At 67.5% G+C, this 19,736-nt stretch carries 19 protein-coding genes and 3 pseudogenes; 10 read left to right on the top strand and 12 right to left on the bottom strand.

Annotation, left to right across the window (positions count from 1 at the left end; genetic code table 11):
• Positions 1-3 precede the first annotated feature (3 nt).
• A pseudogene (locus ABKA17_RS17835) lies at positions 4-1,256 on the top strand (cation:proton antiporter).
• 39 nt (positions 1,257-1,295) lie between these two features.
• Here the strand turns inward: ABKA17_RS17835 and ABKA17_RS17830 are convergent.
• The 5 genes from ABKA17_RS17830 to ABKA17_RS17810 all read right to left on the bottom strand — a co-directional run bounded on the left by ABKA17_RS17830 (position 1,296) and on the right by ABKA17_RS17810 (position 5,764).
• Positions 1,296-1,502: a hypothetical protein gene (locus tag ABKA17_RS17830; protein ID WP_353693066.1), complete on the bottom strand. Its 207-nt coding sequence runs from the start codon at positions 1,500-1,502 to the stop codon at positions 1,296-1,298.
• 446 nt (positions 1,503-1,948) lie between these two features.
• Positions 1,949-2,185, bottom strand: a complete 237-nt coding sequence (locus tag ABKA17_RS17825) for a hypothetical protein (RefSeq protein WP_353693065.1) — start codon at positions 2,183-2,185, stop codon at positions 1,949-1,951.
• A 79-nt stretch (positions 2,186-2,264) separates the two neighbouring features.
• Entirely contained in the window at positions 2,265-3,581 is a 1,317-nt protein-coding gene (gene nhaA / locus ABKA17_RS17820) for a Na+/H+ antiporter NhaA (RefSeq protein WP_353693064.1), read from the bottom strand.
• 92 nt (positions 3,582-3,673) lie between these two features.
• Positions 3,674-4,423, bottom strand: coding sequence for a transposase family protein (locus ABKA17_RS17815; RefSeq protein ID WP_353693063.1), 750 nt, complete (start codon positions 4,421-4,423; stop codon positions 3,674-3,676).
• Positions 4,424-4,681: 258 nt separating this feature from the next.
• The gene (locus tag ABKA17_RS17810; protein ID WP_353693062.1) at positions 4,682-5,764 is read right to left on the bottom strand and encodes a PucR family transcriptional regulator; all 1,083 of its coding nucleotides are present in this window, start codon (positions 5,762-5,764) and stop codon (positions 4,682-4,684) included.
• A 280-nt stretch (positions 5,765-6,044) separates the two neighbouring features.
• Between ABKA17_RS17810 and ABKA17_RS17805 the strand changes: the two genes are divergently transcribed.
• Entirely contained in the window at positions 6,045-6,377 is a 333-nt protein-coding gene (locus ABKA17_RS17805) for an STAS domain-containing protein (RefSeq protein ID WP_353693061.1), read from the top strand.
• A gap of 208 nt (positions 6,378-6,585) precedes the next feature.
• Here ABKA17_RS17805 and ABKA17_RS17800 read toward each other — a convergent pair whose 3' ends face one another.
• The 5 genes and pseudogenes from ABKA17_RS17800 to ABKA17_RS17780 all read right to left on the bottom strand — a co-directional run bounded on the left by ABKA17_RS17800 (position 6,586) and on the right by ABKA17_RS17780 (position 11,256).
• Entirely contained in the window at positions 6,586-6,939 is a 354-nt protein-coding gene (locus tag ABKA17_RS17800; protein WP_353693060.1) for a hypothetical protein, read from the bottom strand.
• A gap of 150 nt (positions 6,940-7,089) precedes the next feature.
• On the bottom strand, positions 7,090-8,523 hold the full coding sequence (locus ABKA17_RS17795) for a flotillin family protein (protein ID WP_353693059.1): 1,434 nt from the start codon (positions 8,521-8,523) through the stop codon (positions 7,090-7,092).
• 109 nt (positions 8,524-8,632) lie between these two features.
• Entirely contained in the window at positions 8,633-9,148 is a 516-nt protein-coding gene (locus ABKA17_RS17790) for an NfeD C-terminal domain-containing protein (RefSeq protein ID WP_353693058.1), read from the bottom strand.
• 328 nt (positions 9,149-9,476) lie between these two features.
• Positions 9,477-10,739, bottom strand: a pseudogene (locus ABKA17_RS17785) (IS701 family transposase).
• A gap of 181 nt (positions 10,740-10,920) precedes the next feature.
• Positions 10,921-11,256, bottom strand: coding sequence for a hypothetical protein (locus ABKA17_RS17780; RefSeq protein WP_353693057.1), 336 nt, complete (start codon positions 11,254-11,256; stop codon positions 10,921-10,923).
• A 187-nt stretch (positions 11,257-11,443) separates the two neighbouring features.
• On the opposite strand from ABKA17_RS17780, the gene ABKA17_RS17775 reads away from it, so the two are divergent.
• From ABKA17_RS17775 to ABKA17_RS17760, 4 genes are all read left to right on the top strand, one after another.
• Entirely contained in the window at positions 11,444-11,722 is a 279-nt protein-coding gene (locus ABKA17_RS17775) for a hypothetical protein (protein ID WP_353693056.1), read from the top strand.
• A 323-nt stretch (positions 11,723-12,045) separates the two neighbouring features.
• Complete coding sequence (locus ABKA17_RS17770) at positions 12,046-12,696, top strand: methyltransferase family protein (protein ID WP_353693055.1); 651 nt, start codon at positions 12,046-12,048, stop codon at positions 12,694-12,696.
• A gap of 79 nt (positions 12,697-12,775) precedes the next feature.
• On the top strand, positions 12,776-14,176 hold the full coding sequence (locus ABKA17_RS17765) for an NUDIX domain-containing protein (RefSeq protein WP_353693054.1): 1,401 nt from the start codon (positions 12,776-12,778) through the stop codon (positions 14,174-14,176).
• A gap of 274 nt (positions 14,177-14,450) precedes the next feature.
• Complete coding sequence (locus ABKA17_RS17760) at positions 14,451-15,341, top strand: MerR family transcriptional regulator (protein ID WP_353693053.1); 891 nt, start codon at positions 14,451-14,453, stop codon at positions 15,339-15,341.
• Positions 15,342-15,557: 216 nt separating this feature from the next.
• Here the strand turns inward: ABKA17_RS17760 and ABKA17_RS17755 are convergent, their stop codons facing one another.
• Entirely contained in the window at positions 15,558-16,460 is a 903-nt protein-coding gene (locus ABKA17_RS17755) for a hypothetical protein (protein ID WP_353693052.1), read from the bottom strand.
• 154 nt (positions 16,461-16,614) lie between these two features.
• Here ABKA17_RS17755 and ABKA17_RS17750 point away from each other — a divergent pair.
• From ABKA17_RS17750 to ABKA17_RS17735, 4 genes and pseudogenes are all read left to right on the top strand, one after another.
• Positions 16,615-16,779 (top strand): annotated as a pseudogene (locus ABKA17_RS17750) (maleylpyruvate isomerase N-terminal domain-containing protein); the annotation flags it as partial.
• 208 nt (positions 16,780-16,987) lie between these two features.
• Complete coding sequence (locus ABKA17_RS17745) at positions 16,988-17,620, top strand: HAD-IA family hydrolase (protein WP_353693051.1); 633 nt, start codon at positions 16,988-16,990, stop codon at positions 17,618-17,620.
• Between the two features lie 43 nt (positions 17,621-17,663).
• On the top strand, positions 17,664-17,885 hold the full coding sequence (locus ABKA17_RS17740) for an integrase core domain-containing protein (protein ID WP_353693050.1): 222 nt from the start codon (positions 17,664-17,666) through the stop codon (positions 17,883-17,885).
• Positions 17,886-18,027: 142 nt separating this feature from the next.
• Positions 18,028-18,276 carry a hypothetical protein gene (locus ABKA17_RS17735; RefSeq protein ID WP_353693049.1) on the top strand — a complete coding sequence of 83 codons (249 nt, stop codon included), beginning with the start codon at positions 18,028-18,030 and terminating at the stop codon, positions 18,274-18,276.
• A gap of 301 nt (positions 18,277-18,577) precedes the next feature.
• On the opposite strand, the gene ABKA17_RS17730 is transcribed toward ABKA17_RS17735, so the two are convergent.
• Entirely contained in the window at positions 18,578-19,258 is a 681-nt protein-coding gene (locus tag ABKA17_RS17730) for a hypothetical protein (protein WP_353693048.1), read from the bottom strand.
• Positions 19,259-19,736: the final 478 nt, after the last annotated feature.

Here is a 19,736-nt window from a genome sequence, read left to right as displayed (position 1 = left end):
GTCATGCATTCCTCCGCCGTTTTCCTGATCGAGTTCGGCTGCATCATCCTGGTTCTCGGGCTGCTCGGCCGGTTCGCCGGGCGCTTCCGGTTCTCCCCGATTCCCCTGTACCTGCTGGCCGGACTCGCCTTCGGCAACGGTGGGCTGCTGCCGCTGGGTTCCAGCGAGGAGTTCGTGGCCGTCGGCGCCGAGATCGGCGTCATCCTGCTGCTGCTCATGCTGGGCCTGGAATACACCGCCAGCGACCTGGTCACCAACCTCAAGACCCACTACTCCGCCGGTCTCGTCGACGCCCTCCTCAACGCCCTGCCCGGCGCGGCACTCGCGCTGTTGATGGGCTGGGGCCCGGTCGCCGCCGTCGTCCTGGCAGGCGTCACCTGGGTCTCCTCCTCCGGTGTCATCGCGAAGGTCCTCGGCGACTTGGGCCGCCTGGGCAACCGCGAAACCCCGACCGTCCTGAGCATCCTCGTCCTCGAAGACCTCTCCATGGCGGTCTACCTACCGATCCTCACGGCCCTGCTGGCCGGGGCCGGCCTGGCGGCAGGCAGTGTCACCCTCGTCATCGCCCTCGGCGCAGCCGCCGGCGTCCTGGTTCTCGCGGTCCGCTACGGCCGCCACATCTCCCGCTTCGTGTCCAGCGACGACCCCGAGAAGCTCCTCCTCGTGGTCTTGGGCCTGACCCTGCTGATCGCCGGGCTCGCCCAGCAGCTGAACGTATCCGCCGCCGTGGGTGCCTTCCTCGTCGGCATCGCGCTGTCCGGCGAGGTCGCCGATGGCGCGCACAGCCTTCTTGCCCCGCTGCGGGACTTGTTCGCCGCCGTGTTCTTCGTCTTCTTCGGTCTGAACACCGACCCCGTCAGCATCCCGCCCGTCCTCCTGCCTGCCCTCGCCCTGGCCGCCGTCACCGCCTGCACGAGATCGCCACTGGCTACTGGGCCGCCAAGCGGGCCGGTACCGCCGCCAAAGGCCGCTGGCGAGCCGGCGGCGCCCTCGTCGCCCGCGGCGAGTTCTCCATCGTGATCGCTGGACTCGCCGTCGCCGCCGGCGTCGAACCCTCCCTCGGCCCGCTGGCCACCGCGTACGTCCTGATCCTCGTCCTCCTGGGCCCTCTCACCGCCCGCTACACCGAACCACTGGCCACACGCCTGCTCAGTCATCACCGCCGGCGTCCCGCCCTCAAGCGCGACAACACCGCGCTACCGCCGACGGACATGCGCGAGACCGTCAGCGATCAGAATGCCGTCGGACACACGTGACCGATCCCGCCCGGGCCGCAGGCAGCAGACTCCAGCCCTTCATTTCACAGAGAACGAGGCGGCGACCCACATAGATCCCACCAGCACTCCGAAAACCCCAACCAATCGGAATGCATTGACAGTGGCACGTCCGGGGTTCATGAAGGATGCATAGAAGTCGAAGATGCGGTGCGCGACACCTCCGAGGTCAGCGATCAGACATATGCCGAACCCAATCAGGGAAACCCCGAAGATCAGTGGGATCATTCACCCTCCTTTCTCCCTGGTCTTGCACTCTTCAGCCAGGATGTTTGCTGACGGGTAACGCCTGTATCCGGCATCTCGCATGCTAGGAAGTCAGGCCCTGCACGAACGACCAGGTCGATACGCCACCTATGAGGGATCCGACGATCCGGATGGCGAGCGGGCTGAAGCCGGGACCGGGAGCGAATGGTCCGCGATGCGTGGCGAACTCGTAGATTCTGTGGGCAGAGTCGCCGACATTAAGAGCGAGGAGGAATCCGGCGATTCCAAAGGTTCCCTTCCACGTCAGATGAAGGAAGTCGATGATCCCCCCAGGGGCAGCTGTCATTATCACGCTTCCCGGCATTTCTTCTCCATCTGCGTGAAGGATGTCGTGACACTGTGCGCGATGTCGCCTCGGCTGTTCCTGGTCCCGAACGCTCCGCAGTGACTGAGCTGCAAGGGAACACTCACGGCCTGCTCTGGGGACTGTCCCGGCGGATCCGGTACAGGCGATGCAGGCTGAGTGCGACCAGCGCGCCCGCGATCATCGGCCACGAAGGCGAAGCGCCATGTCTGGTCAGCTCTATCGCCTTCAAAAGCAGAGAAGCCGAAGCCAGCACCGCGAGCCATCCCATCGCGATGTCGACCACACCGCCTCGCCTCAACGGGTTCTGCACCTTCGGCCCCCTTGTCGTGCAGTTCATGTCGTCACAGTGTCGTCGCGTGAAGTGGTGACCCCACGAAAGTGATCACCCAGGTGCGGGCTGAGTAGGAGGCACTGTTTCAGCTCGCGCCCTCGGCACCGTCGCGGCCGGAGGCGGTGCGCTGGTAGATGTCGGGGATGCCGTCGGCGTCCTCGTCCCGGGTCTCGTCCTCCCACAGGCGGCGGTAGATCCCGTTGCGGCGCTTGATCAGCAGTGCCGCGACGGCCGCGGCGAGCAGTGAGCCGAGCAGGACAGCGGCCTTGATGTGCTCGACGTCGGCCGGATCGGTGAAGGCGAGTTCACCGATCAGCAGGGCGACGGTGAAGCCGATCCCGGCCAGGACCGCCAGAGCGAACACATCCGCCCAGGCCAGGTCCGGGTTGAGGCGGGCCCGGGTGAAGCGGGCCGCCAGATAGGTACCCGCGAAGATTCCCACCGTCTTGCCCACAACCAGGCCCAGCACCACTCCCAGGGGCTCCGGGCGCGTGAAAACCTCTCCCAGCACTCCGACCGACACGCTTACCCCGGCGGCGAACAGCGCGAACAGCGGCACTGCCACACCGGCCGACACCGGCCGCAGCAGATGCTCGGTCCGCTCCCCCGGGGAGGCGTCCTCGTCGTCATCGCGGACGGTCCGCAGGATCAGGCCCATCGCCACACCGGCCACCGTGGCGTGCACGCCGCCGTTGTACATCAGCGCCCAGATCACCACGCCCAGCGGCACGTACCACCACCAGCCGCGCACCCGGAACCGCTGCATCAGGTAGAACACGAACAGTCCGGCCACGGCTCCGGCGAGGGCGGCGGGGTTCAGGTCGCTGGTGAAGAAGACGGCGATCACCAGGATCGCGCCGAGATCGTCGACCACCGCCAGGGTCAGCAGGAAGGCCCGAAGGGCGGAGGGCAGATGGGTGGAGAGAACCGCGAGGACGGCGAGCGCGAAGGCGATGTCGGTGGCCATCGGCACCGCCCACCCCCGTGGGCTGCCCCCGCCGATTCCGACGGTGGCCAGGTAGACGCCGGCGGGGACCACCATGCCGCACAGGGCGGCGACCACGGGCAGCGCAGCCGTAGCCGGGGTACGCAGCTCGCCGACGACCAGTTCGCGTTTCAGCTCAATACCGGCGACCAGGAAGAAGATTGTCAGCAGCCCGTCCGCGGTCCAGTGCTCCACCGACAGATTCAGGCCGAGTGCGGGTATCCCGAAATGGAAATCGCGTACGTGCTCGTACGCGCCGCTCCATGGGGTGTTCGCCCACACGAGCGCCACCACGGCCGCCGCCAGCAGCACCAGCCCGCCGACCGTCTCCGTGCGCAGGGCCCGGGCCACCCGCACTCGCTCCGGCCAGGGCAGCAGACCGAGGAACACAGAACGCTCACGCCGGCCGTCACGCATCCGGGAGAACCTCCACAGCATCGGATTGAGGGCACACGTGCCCCTTCGACGCCGACCAGACTTCCCGGCACACCCCGCGTCATTGAGCTCCTTCAGCGTTGCAGCTCAAGGGTGAGGACGGCCTTGGCGATTGACGTCATGCGGTTGGGGCTGCAACGGGACCTGCGGAAGATCCGCCAGGACTTCAGGCGGGCGACGCCACGTTCGACAGGTGCGCGTGCTGCGGCCAGGGCACGGTTGCGGGTCTTGTCGGTGGGGGTCAGTTCCTGCAGGGGCTTGCGTTTGATGCCCGTGGTCAGCCACGGACCGGCGCCCTGGTAGGCGAGATCGGCCACGATTGGGACGCCTTGACGCTCGCAGATCCGGATGATCCGGTGGGTGCGGGCAGCGGTCAGGTCGTGGGTGCGGCCCGGCAGGGCGGGAGAGAGCCACAGCAGCTGGCCGTAGGGGTCGGTGACGATCTGCACGTTCACGCCGTGGCGTCGGTGTTTGTGGGAGTAGTCGGCCCGACCGTCGCCGACCCGGTCGCATTCGGCGAGAGTGCCGTCGAGCAGGATGAAGTCGGGTTCGTGGTCGCGCAGCGTCTTGAGCAGGCCCGGTGCACGGGCGGCAAGAAGGTCGATGACCGCGCGGGTGTAGGCATGGGCGGTGGACTCGCTGATCCCGAACCCGGCGGCAATCTTCGCCAGGGTGGTGTGTTCGCGCAGGTACACCAGTGCCACCATCGCGCGCTGTGACGGGCGGAGCTTGCAACGCCGGTCGCCCTCACGGGTGACGATCAGCATGGTGACCCACTCCACGAGTGCATGCGGCAGGTCGAGTGCGGCAGGATGGATGACCAACGAGGCCCCCCGAGCAACGTGATTGAGACGTCAGACATCTCGATCAACAGCCCGGGGGCCTCGCTTGTTGCGCTTCACGGACCGTCACCCGATCGGTGCCACATCGAAGAAGCTCATTGACGCGTTCTTTACACCCTATCCGGGGCTGCCGCGTGTATGCGCCGTGGGCGCCGCGACCTACGGCGACCTGCTGTGATCGTTGTCACGGCCAGCGGGCGGAGCTCGATGCCCTACACCTTGCGCGAGCAGAGCCGGGGCCTATTTGCGAACCTGCGATGGCCTCGACGGCCAGTCCAACAATCGGGCGCCGATCACGGCGGTCTGGAGGGTGTAGCGGTGCACCGGTTCGGACGGGTCGGCACCGGTGAACTTGTGGATGCGTTCCAGGCGGTAGGTGAAGGCGCGCACGCTCAGTGACAGCCGCCGCGCCGCCTCCGCGGACACACAGCCGGAGTCGAAATAGGCGGTGAGGGTGTCGAGGAGCGGCTGAGGGCCGCCGCGGGCTCCGCGTAGCGGGCCGAGCGCGCCTTCGACCAGGTCGGCCATGGCCTGCCGGTCGCGGGTGAGGACGGGGTAGACGAGGAGGTCGGCGGCGTGCAGCACGGGTTCGTCGAGTTCGAGGCGCTCGCCCAGGTCGAGGGCGTTGAGGGCCTCCTCGTAGGACTGGACGACGCCGGCCGCGCCGGGCTGCGGGCGGCCGATTCCCACCTGGCCGCCGCCGGTGGCGGCGAACGCCTGCTTGGCGAAGTGGGCGAGTACGTCGCTCTGGTCACCCGGGGCGATGTACACCAGCCGTCCGTCTTTAGTGGTGAGCAGGATGCTGCGGTCGCCGAACCGGCCGATCAGCGCGCGCTCCACCTCCCGCAGAACCGCATCCCCCTCTTCGTACGTGACCGTCCCGCGGGCCACGGCGACGGCGTGCTCGTACGACAGCCGCAGCCCGTAGCGCTCGGCGCGCTGGGCCAGTCGGCCGAGGTCGCTGCGGCCGTACAGCAGGTCGTCGATGAACTCGCGGCGAGCGGCTTCTTCCTGGCGTACGGCGAGCCGCTGCGCCCGCTCATAGCCTTCGGCGAACGCGTCCAGGGCCTGTGCCGCGGCGCCTAGCGCGTCGTCCACGGAAACACTGTCCCCGGTCGGCCAGTGCGCCCGGGTGGCTGCCATGTGGGCGCCGACGAGGGCGCGCAGTCCGAGGCCGGCCTCCGCGGCCTGCTCACCCAACGTACGGCGGGAGTCGAGTTCGTCCCGGGTCAGTCGGCGACCGGTCGCCGAGGCGTCCGCGAGGATGCGGGCGTACCCCTCCAGGTACTCCTCGTAGTCCTCGGACACGTCCCGCCCCGTCATGTGGGTCCCCCGACGTTTGATGCGTTGTTGACGTCCTTCTAGCGCACGGGCGCGAGCATGAACCGGCACAAGCGGGGTCGTTGCCTGTCTCCGGCAATTTTTAGCGGCGGGGACATGCCGACTACGGGCAAGGTGCCACTGCCGTACCGAGGGGCGTGGACGCCGTCTGGTCAGCGCATGGAGGCACATAACGGGCGGGCGATGGTCATCACCCGTACGCTGCGCCTAGGTGTGCCGGGAAGCCTGGTCGGCGGACACATCCGTCTGCCCGGAGGCTCTGATGCCCCTCTTCCGCCGCCGCTCTGCTCCAGTCCCACCGTCCGGCCGTGAGGTGGTCCGGCTGCGCGGCGACCTCGACACGCGCAGCGCCGACACGACATGCCGGCGTCTCCTGCGGGTGATCGAAACAGGGCCGGATGTTCTGGAGGTGGACCTGACTGAGTTGCAGCACCTCAGCCCTGACGGGTGCGCGGCGCTCTTCATTGCCCTCCGGGCCGCCCGGGCGCGCGGCACCCGACTGATCATCACGCACCCCAGCGCCCAGGCTCAGGCAGCCATGCGGGAGATCGGCCTGACCCGCGCTTTGACGCATGGGGACACGGGAACCGGGTGAAGCACGTCCCGCGCAGCGCGCCATGCCGGGGGATCGACAAGAACGGGCACCTCGCTGCCGAACACCTGACGGCGTTTGGAGCAGCGGGCCGTGGAAGGGGAGCGGATCGACACGCGGTGGGGGAGAAAGGCCGGCTGATCCGACCAGTTGATCAGCGAGACCCGGCGGGGCGACGAAGTCCGACCCTCCATCCGGCCGGCCAGGGTCATCACAGCCGACCGCCGATGCCCTGTGCCTGATCGACAGTCCGTGCTCGCACTGCGCGCCGGTAGAACCACTCGCCCAGCTGCGATCCGGCCACGAGCCCTCCCGCGAACACCAGGAGCCCGCCCTGCACCACGGAGGCGAAAAAACTGGCGTCCTCGGTGTCCAGGTCGCTCCACCGCAGGAGCGGGCCGGTCAGCCCGCCGAGCCATATCACCAGCAGTGCGACGCCCCGGACGCGAATGGCCCATGGGGTCGTACGGCTGCGGATTCGTTTCGGCGCCCAGCCCCGCAACGAGGCCACGGCCACAGGCAGTGCGAAGGCCGACCAGCCCAGCAGCCAGAGCCACAGAAACATCGCTCGTACCTCCTTGCGGAAAACCGTCCCAGCGGCGGAAAGACCAGCGCACTCACCGTGCTGGCGATGCCAGACCGCGAAAGTGTCTTCACGTACGAGCCAGGGCGGTTCCAGGACCACCCGGGCTCGTACGTCTGGTCGGTGTCGGCGTCAGCCGGTGATTTCGACCTTCCCGTTGGCCTCGGCGGGTGCCGTCGTCGCGGGCTGCGCGCCGCCGACCCGGCCGGTGATGCCCTTCAGCAGCTCGGCGAGGTCGACTCCGGTGGTGGAACCGAGCAGTTCGAGGCCCTGTGCGACGTTGTCGGCGACCGTGCGCGAGAGCTGACTGGCGCCGTCGGTGGAGATGACCGTCATCTTGTCGATCGCGCTGAGCGGCTCGGACGCCTTGGCGACGACCTGCGGCAGCACCTCCACCAGCATCTGCAGGACAGCCGCGTCGCCGTACTGGGCGAAGGCGTCGGCCTTCTTCTGCATGGCGTCGGCCTCGGCGGCACCCTTGGCGCCGATGGCGTCGGCCTCCGCCTCGCCCTCGAGGCGGACGGCGTCGGCGAGCGCGGCGCGCTGCGCCTTCTCGCCCTCACCGGTCAGCCTCGCCCGCTCGGCAGTTGCCTCGGCCTCCTTGACCAGCGCGATGCGGCGGGCCTCGGCCTCTTGCTCGGCCTGGTAGCGGGCGGCGTCGGCGGGCTTGCGGACCTTGGTGTCCAGCTCCCGGTCGGTCAGCGCGGCCTGGCGTTCGGCGACCTTCTCCTGCTCGCTGAGCACTTCCTGCTGCCGGGCTGCCTCGGCGAGCGGTCCGGCTGCGGCGGCGCGGGCGGCTGCCTCGTCGGTCTCGGCCTTGATCTCGGCCTGCTTCAGCGCGAAGGTCCGCTGGGCGATGGCGATTTCCTCCTCCGCCTTCAGCCGGGCCTGCTCTGCGGCGCGCCGGGCGACGGCCTCGGCGATGTCGGCCTCCTGCTTGGCGCGGGCGGCCTCCGGGCGGCCGAGGTCCTCCAGGTAGGAGCCCTCGGTGGTGATGTCCTGGATCTGGAAGGCGTCCAGCACCAGGCCCTGCCCGGAGAGGCTGGCCTCGGCCTCCTCGGCAACCTGACTGGCGAACGCGGCGCGGTCGCGGATGATGTCCTCCACGGACATTCGGCCGACGATGGCGCGCAGTGCGCCGGAGAGCACTTCCTGGGTGAAGCCGACGATGCCGTCCTGCTGCATCAGGAACCGCTGGGCGGCGGCGCGGATGGAGTCCTCGGTGCCGCCAACCTTGACGATGGCGACGCCTTCGAGGTTCGCCTTGACACCGCGGAGGGTGACCGCGCCGCGTACCGCGATGGGGATGTGCCGCGAGGACAGGTCCAGGGTGAACTTCTGCTGCACGAACGGCACGACGAACACCCCGCCGCCGACCACGACCTTCTGGCCGCTGTTGTCGGTGAACACCCGCCCGGTCTCTGGGTCGGTGGCCTGCTTGCCGCGCCGGCCGGTGACGATGAACGCCTCGCTCGGGCCCGCCACCTTGTAGCGGGTGACCACGACGAGGCCGAGCAGGACAAGGAGTACGACGACTCCTATCACGGCGGTGACGACTGGACTCATGATGTCCTTCCCCTCAGCCCTCCCAGGGGACGGCAGATCGATGCGGGTTCATGCGGGTGAAAGGGCGGCGCCGATGCAGCGGCGCCCGATGGGAAAACCGGGCTACGGATCAGCGTTCGACCGGGCGTACGGAGACCGCTGTCTGCGACAGAGCCTGCTCCACCCAGATCTCGGCGCCTCGCGGCACCGGGCTCGGACTCTTCGCCGCGAGCTTCACCGGTTGCCCGGCCAGGTGGACCAGCACCTCGCCGTAGCCGCCGTCCGGAATGGCCGTCACCACGGAGCCCGCGGCGCCGATCAGGTCGTCGCCGCGCGGGGCAGCGCTTGACCGGTCGTTCAACAGCGCCCGGCTGAGGCGGTAGGCGAGCCAGCCCGTGGCAGCTCCGGCGGGTACTCCGACCGCGGTGGCGCCGACCGTGCCGAGCCCGGTGGTGCCCAGGACGATCGCGCCGGAGAAGCCGAGCATGGACACGAAGCCGGCGATGACCGGAAGCGACAGCCAGCCGTCGAAAAGACCGTCGAGCGCGTCGACGCCGCCGAAGAGGCCCTCAAGGGCACCGTCGAAGACGAGGGACAGTGCGAGGAGTACGACTCCTGCGATGCCGAGACCCAGAAACCAGGCCACCCGCGTTCACCACCTCTCCCCACTGTCACCGCGCTGGTGACCGCAATACTCACACGTAGACCCCGACGAAAACACTGCCGGGTTCCGGCAATCTTTACGCTCTCTTGATGTCGTCCTTCCCGCAGCTTGGCCGGAGCGCGGTGAGGAACCGGCCGACGGCGGCCTCGAAGGACAGTCGGGAAACGCCACATCAGGTCCAGGGCGTGGCGGGGTCGGCCGGCCTGGGATGGCGACCGAGGAGTTCGGCGAGCCCCTGCCGGGTCGTCGCCAGTGGTTCATATGCCCTGGTCAGGTGGCTCTTTTGGAGTGCAAATTGGCTGATGTCCCGTCAGGGCGGCGGTAGTTCGTGACTCACCCGATCGGGGTGCGTGCGGTGCTGGTAGTGGCGGTGGCGGGCGATGGCCTGGTGGCGGCGTCGCCAGTCGGACCAGTGGAGCCGGTGGGCTACGTCGTGCACGGGCTGGACAACGAGGGTGATGAAGAGTCGCTGGATCTCGTTGCAGGTGAGCGGGACCAGCACATCCGGGGCCGGGTGGCGGGCGCGTTCGTCGGCACGGACGACGGCGAGGAAGGCGTGGGCCAGCATGGCCAGTGTGACCCAGCGGACCCAGGAGGTGTAGCGGCGGAGTTGGTGCTCGTCCAGTCCGGCCAGGCCTTTTCCGGCCTGGAAGGTCTCTTCCACCCGCCATCTCGATCCGGCGACGCGGACCAGGGTGGCCAGGGGCGCCGGGACAGGCGAGAAGCAGCGGTAGTAGGCGAGTTCACCGGTGCTGCGGTTGCGGCGGATCAACAGCTGGTGGCTGCCGGGCGGGGTTCGGCCAGATCGATGACGGCCCAGTCGTAGAAGCGGTGCCCCTTGGCGCCGGCTCCTGCCGACAGCTTCTGCCAGACCCGGCTGGGCACCTTCGAGGCCAGGGTGTCCGCGCGGATCTTCCCCGCACCGGTGGTGACTTCAGCCGAGCAGGCGACAGCGAACACGTAGCCGACCCCGCGCTCTTCCAGCGCGCACCGCAGTTTCGGGTTGCCGCCGTAGACCTCGTCGCCTGCGATCCAGCTCATGCGGTGCCCGGCGTCGAGGAACCGGCCGATCATGCGGGCGGCCAGCTCCGGCTTGGTCGCGAAGACGGTGTCCTCGCCCAGGCCCGCGGCCCGGCAGCGGTCCGGGGCACGTGTCCATGAGCGCGGGATGTACAGCTCCCGGTCCACCGCCGCGTGCCCACGCAGCCCCGCATAGACGAGGTAGACGGCGACCTGGGAGTTTTCTATCCTGCCGGCGGTGCCGGTGTACTGGCGCTGGACACCGACGGTGTGCGTGCCCTTCTTCACGTCCCCGGTCTCGTCGACCACCAGCACCGCGTCCTCGTCGTGCAGATGCTCCAGCACGTACTGGCGCACGTCATCACGCACGCGGTCGGCGTCCCACCTGGCCCGGCCGAGCAGGTGCTGCATGCCGTCCGGACTCGCCTCACCGGCCCCACTCCGCGATGGTCCAGCAGTTTTTGCGCGGCAGGTCCGACAGCAGCCCCCGCACCAAGTCCCGCACCCGACGCCGGGGCTCAACCCGCGCGAACCGGCCCGCTGTCCGGCCCATCATGACCTCGAACGTCTCCTGCCAGCGGGCAGGGATTACGCTGTGACCCGCGGCCACCGCGAGATCTTCAGTCTTCACACACCGATGATCAGCGGTGGCCGCATCCACCTGCGCACCAGCCGTGCCAGCACGGCCGACTCGTTCAGCCCACGTCCTGCACGCAAACCCCAGGGCGCCCCCGTCAGTACATGAGGCCAGGACAGAGCGACTCGATCCAGGACTTGAAGTCCGCGGACACGACCTCGAAGTCCGCGGGATCCAGATCGCCCAGACCGGAGGAGAAAACGGCGGAGTCCAGATCATCGGCCCGCAGTAGAAACCCGCGGCCACCACTGTCATCGCCGATGAGGACGAAACCCGGTGCGTACTGCGCGACTTCGTAAGTGGCGTTGCGTTCGCCAATGCTTCCTGCCGAGTACACGCAGACGCCGGACTCGGTGAGCAGGCCGTCCCTCACACTCCACAGAGCCACCAGCGGAGCCGGAAGGCCCATCTTGGCCTCGGCTCGCGCTTGCATCACATCAGCCGACGTAGCCGCCGCCCTCGAAACCGACCCCGCCACTCTGCACCCCTCCGAACAGGCTGTTCACCGCCCCAACAAGCACCGGAACGGACACCGGCCCTGGCCCGCTCCCAGGCCAGCCACCACTACCGTCAGGCTACGGTCCGATCATGCTCTACGGCTGGAGTACTACGCTCGGCAAATGGACCGCTACGAGAAGGCGGCGCATCTGGAGTGGTGGGCCAACCCATCCACCTGCCTGGCTCGAATCCCGATCAGAGCGACGGCCACCGCCAACATGGGTGAGTGGGACGCAGTGTTCTCGCCCCCTCTCGACCACGGCGTCCGTGAGAACCTGAAACAGTTCATCGCCGCGGACCCCTGCTTCAACCTTCGCTTCGACACCACAGCCGTCGAAGTCCAGGCAGAGGACTCCGACGGCGTCGATCACCTTCGGCTGACCGTCATCCCCGAGCCGTAAAACCGAGCAGCCCGACATGATCGGCCGGACAAGTCCTACGCAGGTGACGGCGTCCACTATGCGATATCCGGCGTTACCTGCATGTACTACCTCATGCTCGCCGGATAGGCGCCCGGTCCCCGCGACGTCAGGACGCACACCGACCGGGAGGACGATCGCTCACGGGACATTTCTTCGGTGGTCATGCTCCCTGTTGCGCTGCCGATGTTCGCGGCTGCGCATCTGGGCTGAGTTTCAATACGCTCGAATCGAGGTCGAAAAAGGCTCAACATCTAGTATCCCATCCTGGCGGACGAGCGCCTTGCGTCAGTACCTTACACGCTATGGTCATATCTGCGATAGCACTGTTCATCATAGGTACGGCTTTGACGCTCGGGCTACGCACATGGGTTCAATGGAAACGCACCCGAGATACTGGGCACCGACACGATCCGGCGCCGCGCTTTTCCGCACAGTGGTGGTCCCACCAACTGGTGCTCCTCAATAATTTTCTGGTCGCCGCAGGGCCGATAGCGGCTCTTTTCGGGCTCTCCTCGCTTCCCAGTCTCGATCACACGGCGCTGAATGTTTCCGGAGTGGTTATCACCGTGGCCGCCCTCGCTTTCACCGTGGCGGCACAATTCCACATGGGTGATTCCTGGCGCGTAGGCGTGGACCGGGAGGAACATACATCGCTGGTGGTCGGCGGGTTCTTCGCATGTGTCCGAAACCCCATTTTCGTCGGGTTCGCGGCCGGGAGTGCAGGCATGGCGTTAATGGTGCCGAACATTTTCTCTCTCGCCGGGTTTGTCAGTTCGGTCGTTTCCGTGCAGGTCACGGTGCGTCTGGTCGAGGAGCCCTATCTGGTTGCCATGCATGGGGAGGAGTACATCCGCTACGCCGACAAGGTCGGGCGCTTCGTCCCCGGCGTGGGGCGACTGAGGCACGCAGACGACCGGTACACCTCCGGCCGTCAGGTCAGTACCGAGTCGTAGCCTCCGGGCATTTTGATCAGTGCACGCCAGGTGAGCAGAACGCAAATTCTCAGCGAACCACAACGCAGAAGGATCCATCATGCTGAATTTCGTCGGCGGAATGGTGATGGACACGCGCGACCGTGTCCTGATGGTGCGCCGGGCCGATCACGTCGACCACATGGCCGGCCTCTGGTCGCTGCCGGGTGGCGCGCTCCGGCCGGGGGAGTCCGATCGTGAGGCGGTGGTGCGGAAGGTCCTGGGTGAAACCGGTCTGGAGGTCGTCGTCGAGTCGCCGTTCGGCAGTGTCAACAGGAAGGGGCTACGGGCCACCGCCTACCGGGCCCAAGCGGTGGGCGGGCAGGTCCAGCAGGGTATCGACAAGGGCATTGTCGAGTGCCGGTTCTTCGCCCTCGACGAGGTTCCCGAGCGAACCGTGCTGGAAGCGGGCATGGCCCTTGCGTACCACCGGCTGAAGAACCCGGCGAAGCTGGGCGTCAGTGAGTATTCGGCGATCGTCGACAACCTCTTCTCCAACCTGTTCTACTCCTATCTCGACCCCGTACTCGAGACGCTGAATATCGAGAACCTTTCAGATTTCTCCTGGCTGATCAGGAGCACTCCCCTGCGTAAATTCAAATCAGTTATTCCATTTCTCATGTCGGACAGGAGTGATCGGGCCAGAGAATTCGCGCTGGTCGGAGAAATATATATCGCACTCTGCACCATGATCGATGACATCGGAGACTCCCGCGATGAGCGCTATGGATTCCCAACCGCACACCGCTACTTCGGCCGTCCGTATGTCACTGCCCTCATTTCCGGAGCCGTCGAGTCGCTGCGCAAGGACCTCGCCAAGAGGTACGGAGACGCGTATGCGGAAACAATGTCCGACGCTCTCCTCACCTTCAGCCGTGCCCAGGCCAAGAGATTCGCCGGGGATCACCTGGACATCCCCGGCTACTTCGACAACTGCGTCAAACGGAACAACATCATGGGTGTGGCGTGGGCGGCCGGACTCCGGGAAACCGGGCAGGATTTCATGGCCGACTTCCTGTACGCCATGCACCGCGCGGTGATCCCGTCCAGCCAGATGGTCAACGATTACTACGACATCGATCGGAAGGAATTCCGCGACTTCCGCGCTGGGGTGCACAGTTACTGCACACTCAAGCTTGCCGCCGAGTATCCGGATCGAAAGGAACTGGAGGACCTACTCGCCCGCCGGACCGAACCCACAGCAGAGAGGAGGTATCACGAACTGCTGGCGGAGTACGACATCGTCGAAAAGGTACGCCGCGACATCTGCGCCGCCCTGGCGGAACTCGACGGCACCATCGAGAACGCCCCGCTCTCCGACGCCCAGAGGACCGTACTCACGTGCTGGAACGACATCCCGCGTATGAATGGGTTCGACGCCGGTGACTTCACCGACGATTTCACGGATCGGGCGCTGCGCTTCGTCGACAGCTTGGACCAGCTGTGCGAAACGTTGTCCTGAGTGGACCTGGTGGGCGGATCGGGCCCCGCCGCGATGGCCGGGGACTTTTGGTGGACCGGGGTGAGGTGATCCCCCCATCTTCAGCCCGCCCTCGACGCGCGGCGCCAGGCGGCACAGGGCCAGGAGCTGTCCCTTCGTTCTCTGGGTCGCCGACGGGCCTGGAGAACGGGTGAGACAGGGCCGTCAGATTTGCACTCCCGGATGGGGTTGTTGCACATGCCGTAGCGGCATGTGGTGGGGTCGGGGCACCACAGCACGAAAGGCTCTGTCTGCGATGTACCCCTCCCTCACGCCTCCCCGGCAGGTCAAGATCGGTGATGCCGCTGCGTTCGCCGGGATCACCCCACGCGCCATCCGCCACTACCACGAGATCGGTCTGCTGCCGGAGCCCGAGCGCGGCGGGGACGGCCGCCGCCGCTACGGCTATGACGACATGACCCGCCTGCTGTGGATCCGCAAGATGGCTGATGCCGGTATCAGCCTGGACGACATGCGGACCGCCTTCTGCGAAGCCCGGGACGAAGCTGTAGACGAAGCCCTGGACCAAGCCCCGGATATGGAGTCGGTCCTGAGCAGGCTCGAGGAAACCTTGGCGGCGCAGGAGGCGGCCATTAAACGTCGGCGTGCGGCTGTCCAGCGCCTGCAGGCGGTGGGCAGCCCGCTGGGGCTGCTCTCCGAACTGGTCACGGACCGGCTCAGCCACCTGCCCCCGGGCGCGTTGCGCCCCTCCGATCTGGACGCCCTGCTGGTCACGGAACGGATCTTCGGGCCGCTGGGCGCCGCCATTCAGGCCGGCACGTTCATCGTGCTGGCCACCCACCCCGACCTGCGGGCCGAGGAGGACCGTCTTGAGGCGGCCGAGGCCGCCCTCGACGACGGCGTCGAACCCGACGACCCGCGCGTCGAAGAGCTCGCCGTACAGCGATGCGCTCACCTGATGGTCCTGAATCAGGCCATCGAGGCAGCTGGTCTCGACGCTGGCGAGGAGAAAATCTTCGAGATCTACGATGCCGACCTGAAAGGAGGGGAGGGCACAGAGATGAGTGCCGCCGCAGCGATCACCAAGATGCCTTACGACTTCTCTCCTGCCCGGACGCGCTGTATGGAACTCGCCGGATGGCTCTTCGGGGAGGCCCTTGCCGACGCCCACTCCGCGGACAGCTGATCGCCTGTGCCCTGGGGGAGCGGCGCTTGGCCCAGCTCTCCGGCGTCAGCAGCTCGGCCTCCGGCAACACGACAGGTTCCAGCCGGGTATCGCCCCTCCGCAGCGCGAGCGCGCGACCCGCCGCAGCAGAAGCCGCGATCTGACAGAGGGGACGCCTCGCGTGGCGACCCACGATGGCAAAACCAGATCACCGGTAGATCCTGCGCGGCGCCGTTTCTAGCGCATGAGCAGTCCGCGCATCCCGAGCCCGTAGTGCACGCGCAGCCGGTGCAGCTCCCACAGGCCCACTGCCGTGACGGAGAGCGGGGCGCCCAGGATGAACACGTACCGGATCACTGTCGGCACGCCCTGGTGGGCGCCGGTGAACATGTCGATCAGTGCCGTCTCCCATGCCAACGCCATGATCAGCAGCGGCGGTACGGTCTCGTGGATGTCCGCGGTGCGGAACACGTGCTGGACGGCGAGTCCCACGCCCCAGACGACGAACGGCGTCACCCAGAAGAGGACGAAGAGGGTGAACGCGAGGATGAGGCCCTTCGTCACGGTGAAGTGGCCCTCCACGAGGGGTTCCTGGCCCTCGAAGAACCCTGAGAGGACGATGATCGGGAAGACGGAGGCCGCCGCCATCATGGCCGCGATCGCGCCGAAGCACCGCCCCGCCCGGCGCAGCAGGTCCCCTCGCGCCGCCGGAGCGGCCAGGCCGTACAGGATGCCGACGACGACGGGGAGGGTCGCCGCCAGCACGAGGGCGCTGGTCCACGACTTGTCGACCTGCTCGTCCGCCGCATCGCTGAGCTTGGGGGCGAGCTTGTAGGCGTAGGACATCCACAGGAACGCGCCCACGCCGACCAGGGTCCTGATCTTCCGCATCCGCGCCACCTCAGGATCCGAGACGATGCCCGGCCGTGACGGGGTGAAGACCCTGCGCGCGGTGTGGATGGGGCCGATCCGGCGCCGCAGCCGGGTGATCGGCCCGCCCGGCGGCGGCCCCGGCGGCCCCGGGTAGGGCGGCTGGGGCTGGGGCGGCACGTAGGGCTGGGGCGGATAGGGCTGAGGTGGCTGCGGCTGGTAGGGCTGCGGTCCCTGGGGCGGCTGTCCGCCCGGGTTCCAGTTGCTCATCGTGCGTCCCCCGATATGCGCGTGTGCGCCCGATGGGCGCGATCGCCGAGTGTATTGAGCACACAGGGTCCGCGCAGCACTCGCCCCGGGTCGCACACCGAACGGCCGCAATTATGCAAGCATGCTTGCTTGTTCTATTCGGCGCTGCCATACGCTCGCTACCCCGGCGCACGGCTGGAGCGTCGCCCACCAGATCGCGCACCTCTCCTGGACGGACCATTCGGCGCTGCTGGCCGCGACCGACACGGACGCCTTCCACGTCCTGGTGGAGAAGGCGCTGGTGTCGCCGGGCCCCTTCGTCGACGACGGTGCCCAGGAGGACCGCTCCGCGGGGACCTGCCTCGGCAAACGCGAACCACGCGCGCTGCTCGCCAACCCCCGCCTCCAGGCCTACGAAGACCCGCAGGCGTTCCTGACCTGCAACCACTGCAGCCCTGGCGCACGGAAACGGGATGATGCACGCGTTGGCGGCGTCATTTTGGCCGGTTGGGCCTTCCCTGCACCGTCTGGGGCTGCAGACTGCGGACATGGACCAGCATTCCGCGCGCTCTTCCCTGCCGTATGCGGCTGTGCTCTGCGACGTTGACGGTGTTCTGCGGCACTGGCCGGCTGCCGATGAGATCGAGCACGCTCACGGGCTGCCCGTCGGTGCTCTCGCAGCTGCGGCCTTTGCCCCGGCCCGCGTTCACCCCGCCGTCACCGGGCAGATCACCGATGAGCAGTGGCGGTCCGCAGTGGCCTGCGACCTCGCCGTCTCCTGCGGATCGCAGGAACGCGCCCGCGCTGCCGTGACCGCCTGGTCGACACTTGTCCCGGTCGTGAACCGGGAATTGGTGGCCCTGCTTGTCCAGGTCCGTACTGTTGTATCTGTGGCTCTGGTGTCCAACGGAACGACCCGGCTGGAAGAGGACCTTGCCCGCCAGGGTCTGGACGGTGTCGCCGATGCCGTGGTGAACACTGCCCGTATCGGTGTGGCGAAACCCGACCCGCAGGTCTACCGGATCGCCGCCGAACGTGTCGGGGCCGCGGCTGAGCGCTGTCTGTTCGTCGATGACACGGTCGCCAATGTCACGGCCGCACGCGAGGCGGGGATGGCGGCGCTGCACTACCGCCAGCTCGAGGAGCTGCACACGGCGCTCGCGCCCCTGCTTGGTTCGTAGGCCGCTGCAGATAGAGCGGGCTCGGGCGGGTCGACTGCCCTCAATGGGCTCCATCAGGGACTGCGTGGACAAGGCGATGATGGAGTCCTTCTGGGCACGCGTCCAGATCAAACTACTCAACCGCAGACGGTGGCGGACTCGGCTGGAGCTGTCCACCGCGCTCTTCGAGCGCCTGGAGATCTTCCATAACCGACAGCGCAGACACTCCGCGCTGGGCATGCTCAGCCCGGTGGAGTACGAACTTCGCAACCCGCCAGTAGCCTGAAACCAAGCAACTCGACTCCACCCAACTCGGGGCAGTCCGGAGCCTCCACTGAACCCGGAGCCGTTCAGGTCCGGCTACGGTCTGACCTTCTGGGGAACAACGTGGACGATCGATCTGCGCGACCGCTGACGGGGGAGAGGCCATGATGGCTAGCTCGCACGCAAAAGAAGTCATAAGACCGGACGACATCACCTTCTCCCATGTGTGGCTCACCGGCGGATTCCTGCTCTTCGGGATTGTCGCGTTTGCGTACAACGCGTGGCTGATCAAAAAGGCAGGGGAGCCGAGCTTCAAAAAGTGGGGTGTGCTGGCCCTGTGCGCCACCGGCTACTTGAGTCTTGCCCTGTACGGATCCGTCTGGGCTCTGGTCCACGCCATCAACAACACGTAGAAGAGCATTGAGCTTATTCAGCGTTGTCGCTCCAGCGTGAGGATGGCCTTGGCGATTGACATCAAGGCCATCGGCTGGCGGTTCGTCACCCAGCACCAGATCCTGACCACTCGGTGGCAGCGGAGTCGGCGAACCGGCACGAGTTCCTGAGCAGCCTGTACCCCGTCACCGCGTACTGCTACGTGCCCTACGACCGGGATGCCCGGCGCATGAACTAGGTCGCCAACGGCATGTTCTGGGAGCTAAGCGGACCCGTCTCCCGAGGCAGCGACGATGAGTACGAAGAAGTGCCTGACGACGACTACGAGCCGGAAGACCGGGTCATCAAGCTTCGGGGCCTGTCGCGTTCATCGACCGGCACAACTGGGGACTGAGCAGGGAGCACGAGGACCAGCTGGTCGACCTCCCCGGCACCGGTCAAATGCGTGGCAAGGAACTCCCCGGCCGTCGACGACACCTCGCCGCCCGTCGGCACCGTGAACGAGGCCCCTGCGCGATCGGCGAGGACCGGCACCGCGAAGTAGCGCAAGCGTCCGTCGGCGTACTGCGCAGCCAGCGTCACCGACCACGAATCCGCGGCCTGCTGCGCACTGCGCACCGCCACGACCGACCGCGGCCCGGGCTGCGCAGCCGACACCTCGGGAAGATCAACATCGGGGGCCATCGACCGCGCAAGCCGGGCCTGCGCACTGCTCTCATCGCCTGCGCGGCTGCGCAGCCACGCATTCAGGAGCACCGAGGCGTAGCCGGCCGGGTTGCCCGGCACGGCCGTCTTCACGGGGGTCGGCTTCGTCGCGGGGACGGCACGGACCACGGTTGCGGGACTGGCCACGGCCACGGCCAGTGCGACAGGCCCGGCCGCCATCACAGCCCACACGCTCAGCCGGCTCAGGCGGACCCTGCGCCGCATCTGCTGCAGCCGAACCCCCGCAGCAGTCGCAGGAACAGCCTGCTCCTGCGCCATCTGTTTGGCACGAGACATTGCGAACTCCCAGGTCAGAGTCAGTCGTTGCTTGTGACCCGAGACAACCCGCCGCCCCAGACCGCACCCCAGACCACGAAGGCCCGACCACGATCACGAAAGGGACACGAAGCCGTGGTCTGGCCTGTGGTACGCCCCGACCACAGACCCGACCACGACATTTCGGCACCGGGCACCCTGCCTCGCGGAAGGGGGCGGCACGCGGTTGCCGGGACGGCAGATGCGCACTGCGCAGCCATCCGAAGCAGTCGGCCAATCAGGAGCGCGCCCCCACACCGGACCGGCTGCGCACCGCTTCGCGGAGTGCGCAGCCGACTGCGCAGGACGCGGGTCGGGCTGCGCAGTCACCCGCCCACGCCGATTGCGCAGGATCTGCGCACCGGTGCGCAGGACGCCGGTCACGGCTGCGCAGTCGGTCGTGCGCACGGATTGCGCAGCCACGCCGACACGCGTGGTACGGCCCGACCATGGGCCGTAC

It is taken from the genome of Streptomyces sp. RG80, assembly GCF_040446465.1.
Classification (GTDB): Bacteria; Actinomycetota; Actinomycetes; order Streptomycetales; family Streptomycetaceae; genus Streptomyces.
This window is presented reverse-complemented; position numbering and strand designations above follow the sequence as displayed.

Coding starts and splice junctions, on each gene's coding strand:
- ABKA17_RS17755 (WP_353693052.1), bottom strand. CDS start 16,460: ATGAGCAACTGGAACCCGGGCGGACAGCCGCCCCAGGGACCGCAGCCC.
- ABKA17_RS17810 (WP_353693062.1), bottom strand. CDS start 5,764: ATGACGGGGCGGGACGTGTCCGAGGACTACGAGGAGTACCTGGAGGGG.
- ABKA17_RS17745 (WP_353693051.1), top strand. CDS start 16,988: ATGGACCAGCATTCCGCGCGCTCTTCCCTGCCGTATGCGGCTGTGCTC.
- ABKA17_RS17730 (WP_353693048.1), bottom strand. CDS start 19,258: ATGTCTCGTGCCAAACAGATGGCGCAGGAGCAGGCTGTTCCTGCGACT.
- ABKA17_RS17795 (WP_353693059.1), bottom strand. CDS start 8,523: ATGAGTCCAGTCGTCACCGCCGTGATAGGAGTCGTCGTACTCCTTGTC.
- nhaA (WP_353693064.1), bottom strand. CDS start 3,581: ATGCGTGACGGCCGGCGTGAGCGTTCTGTGTTCCTCGGTCTGCTGCCC.
- ABKA17_RS17800 (WP_353693060.1), bottom strand. CDS start 6,939: ATGTTTCTGTGGCTCTGGCTGCTGGGCTGGTCGGCCTTCGCACTGCCT.
- ABKA17_RS17805 (WP_353693061.1), top strand. CDS start 6,045: ATGCCCCTCTTCCGCCGCCGCTCTGCTCCAGTCCCACCGTCCGGCCGT.
- ABKA17_RS17760 (WP_353693053.1), top strand. CDS start 14,451: ATGTACCCCTCCCTCACGCCTCCCCGGCAGGTCAAGATCGGTGATGCC.
- ABKA17_RS17825 (WP_353693065.1), bottom strand. CDS start 2,185: ATGAACTGCACGACAAGGGGGCCGAAGGTGCAGAACCCGTTGAGGCGA.
- ABKA17_RS17765 (WP_353693054.1), top strand. CDS start 12,776: ATGCTGAATTTCGTCGGCGGAATGGTGATGGACACGCGCGACCGTGTC.
- ABKA17_RS17735 (WP_353693049.1), top strand. CDS start 18,028: ATGATGGCTAGCTCGCACGCAAAAGAAGTCATAAGACCGGACGACATC.
- ABKA17_RS17830 (WP_353693066.1), bottom strand. CDS start 1,502: ATGATCCCACTGATCTTCGGGGTTTCCCTGATTGGGTTCGGCATATGT.
- ABKA17_RS17740 (WP_353693050.1), top strand. CDS start 17,664: ATGGGCTCCATCAGGGACTGCGTGGACAAGGCGATGATGGAGTCCTTC.
- ABKA17_RS17770 (WP_353693055.1), top strand. CDS start 12,046: ATGGTCATATCTGCGATAGCACTGTTCATCATAGGTACGGCTTTGACG.
- ABKA17_RS17775 (WP_353693056.1), top strand. CDS start 11,444: ATGGACCGCTACGAGAAGGCGGCGCATCTGGAGTGGTGGGCCAACCCA.
- ABKA17_RS17780 (WP_353693057.1), bottom strand. CDS start 11,256: ATGCAAGCGCGAGCCGAGGCCAAGATGGGCCTTCCGGCTCCGCTGGTG.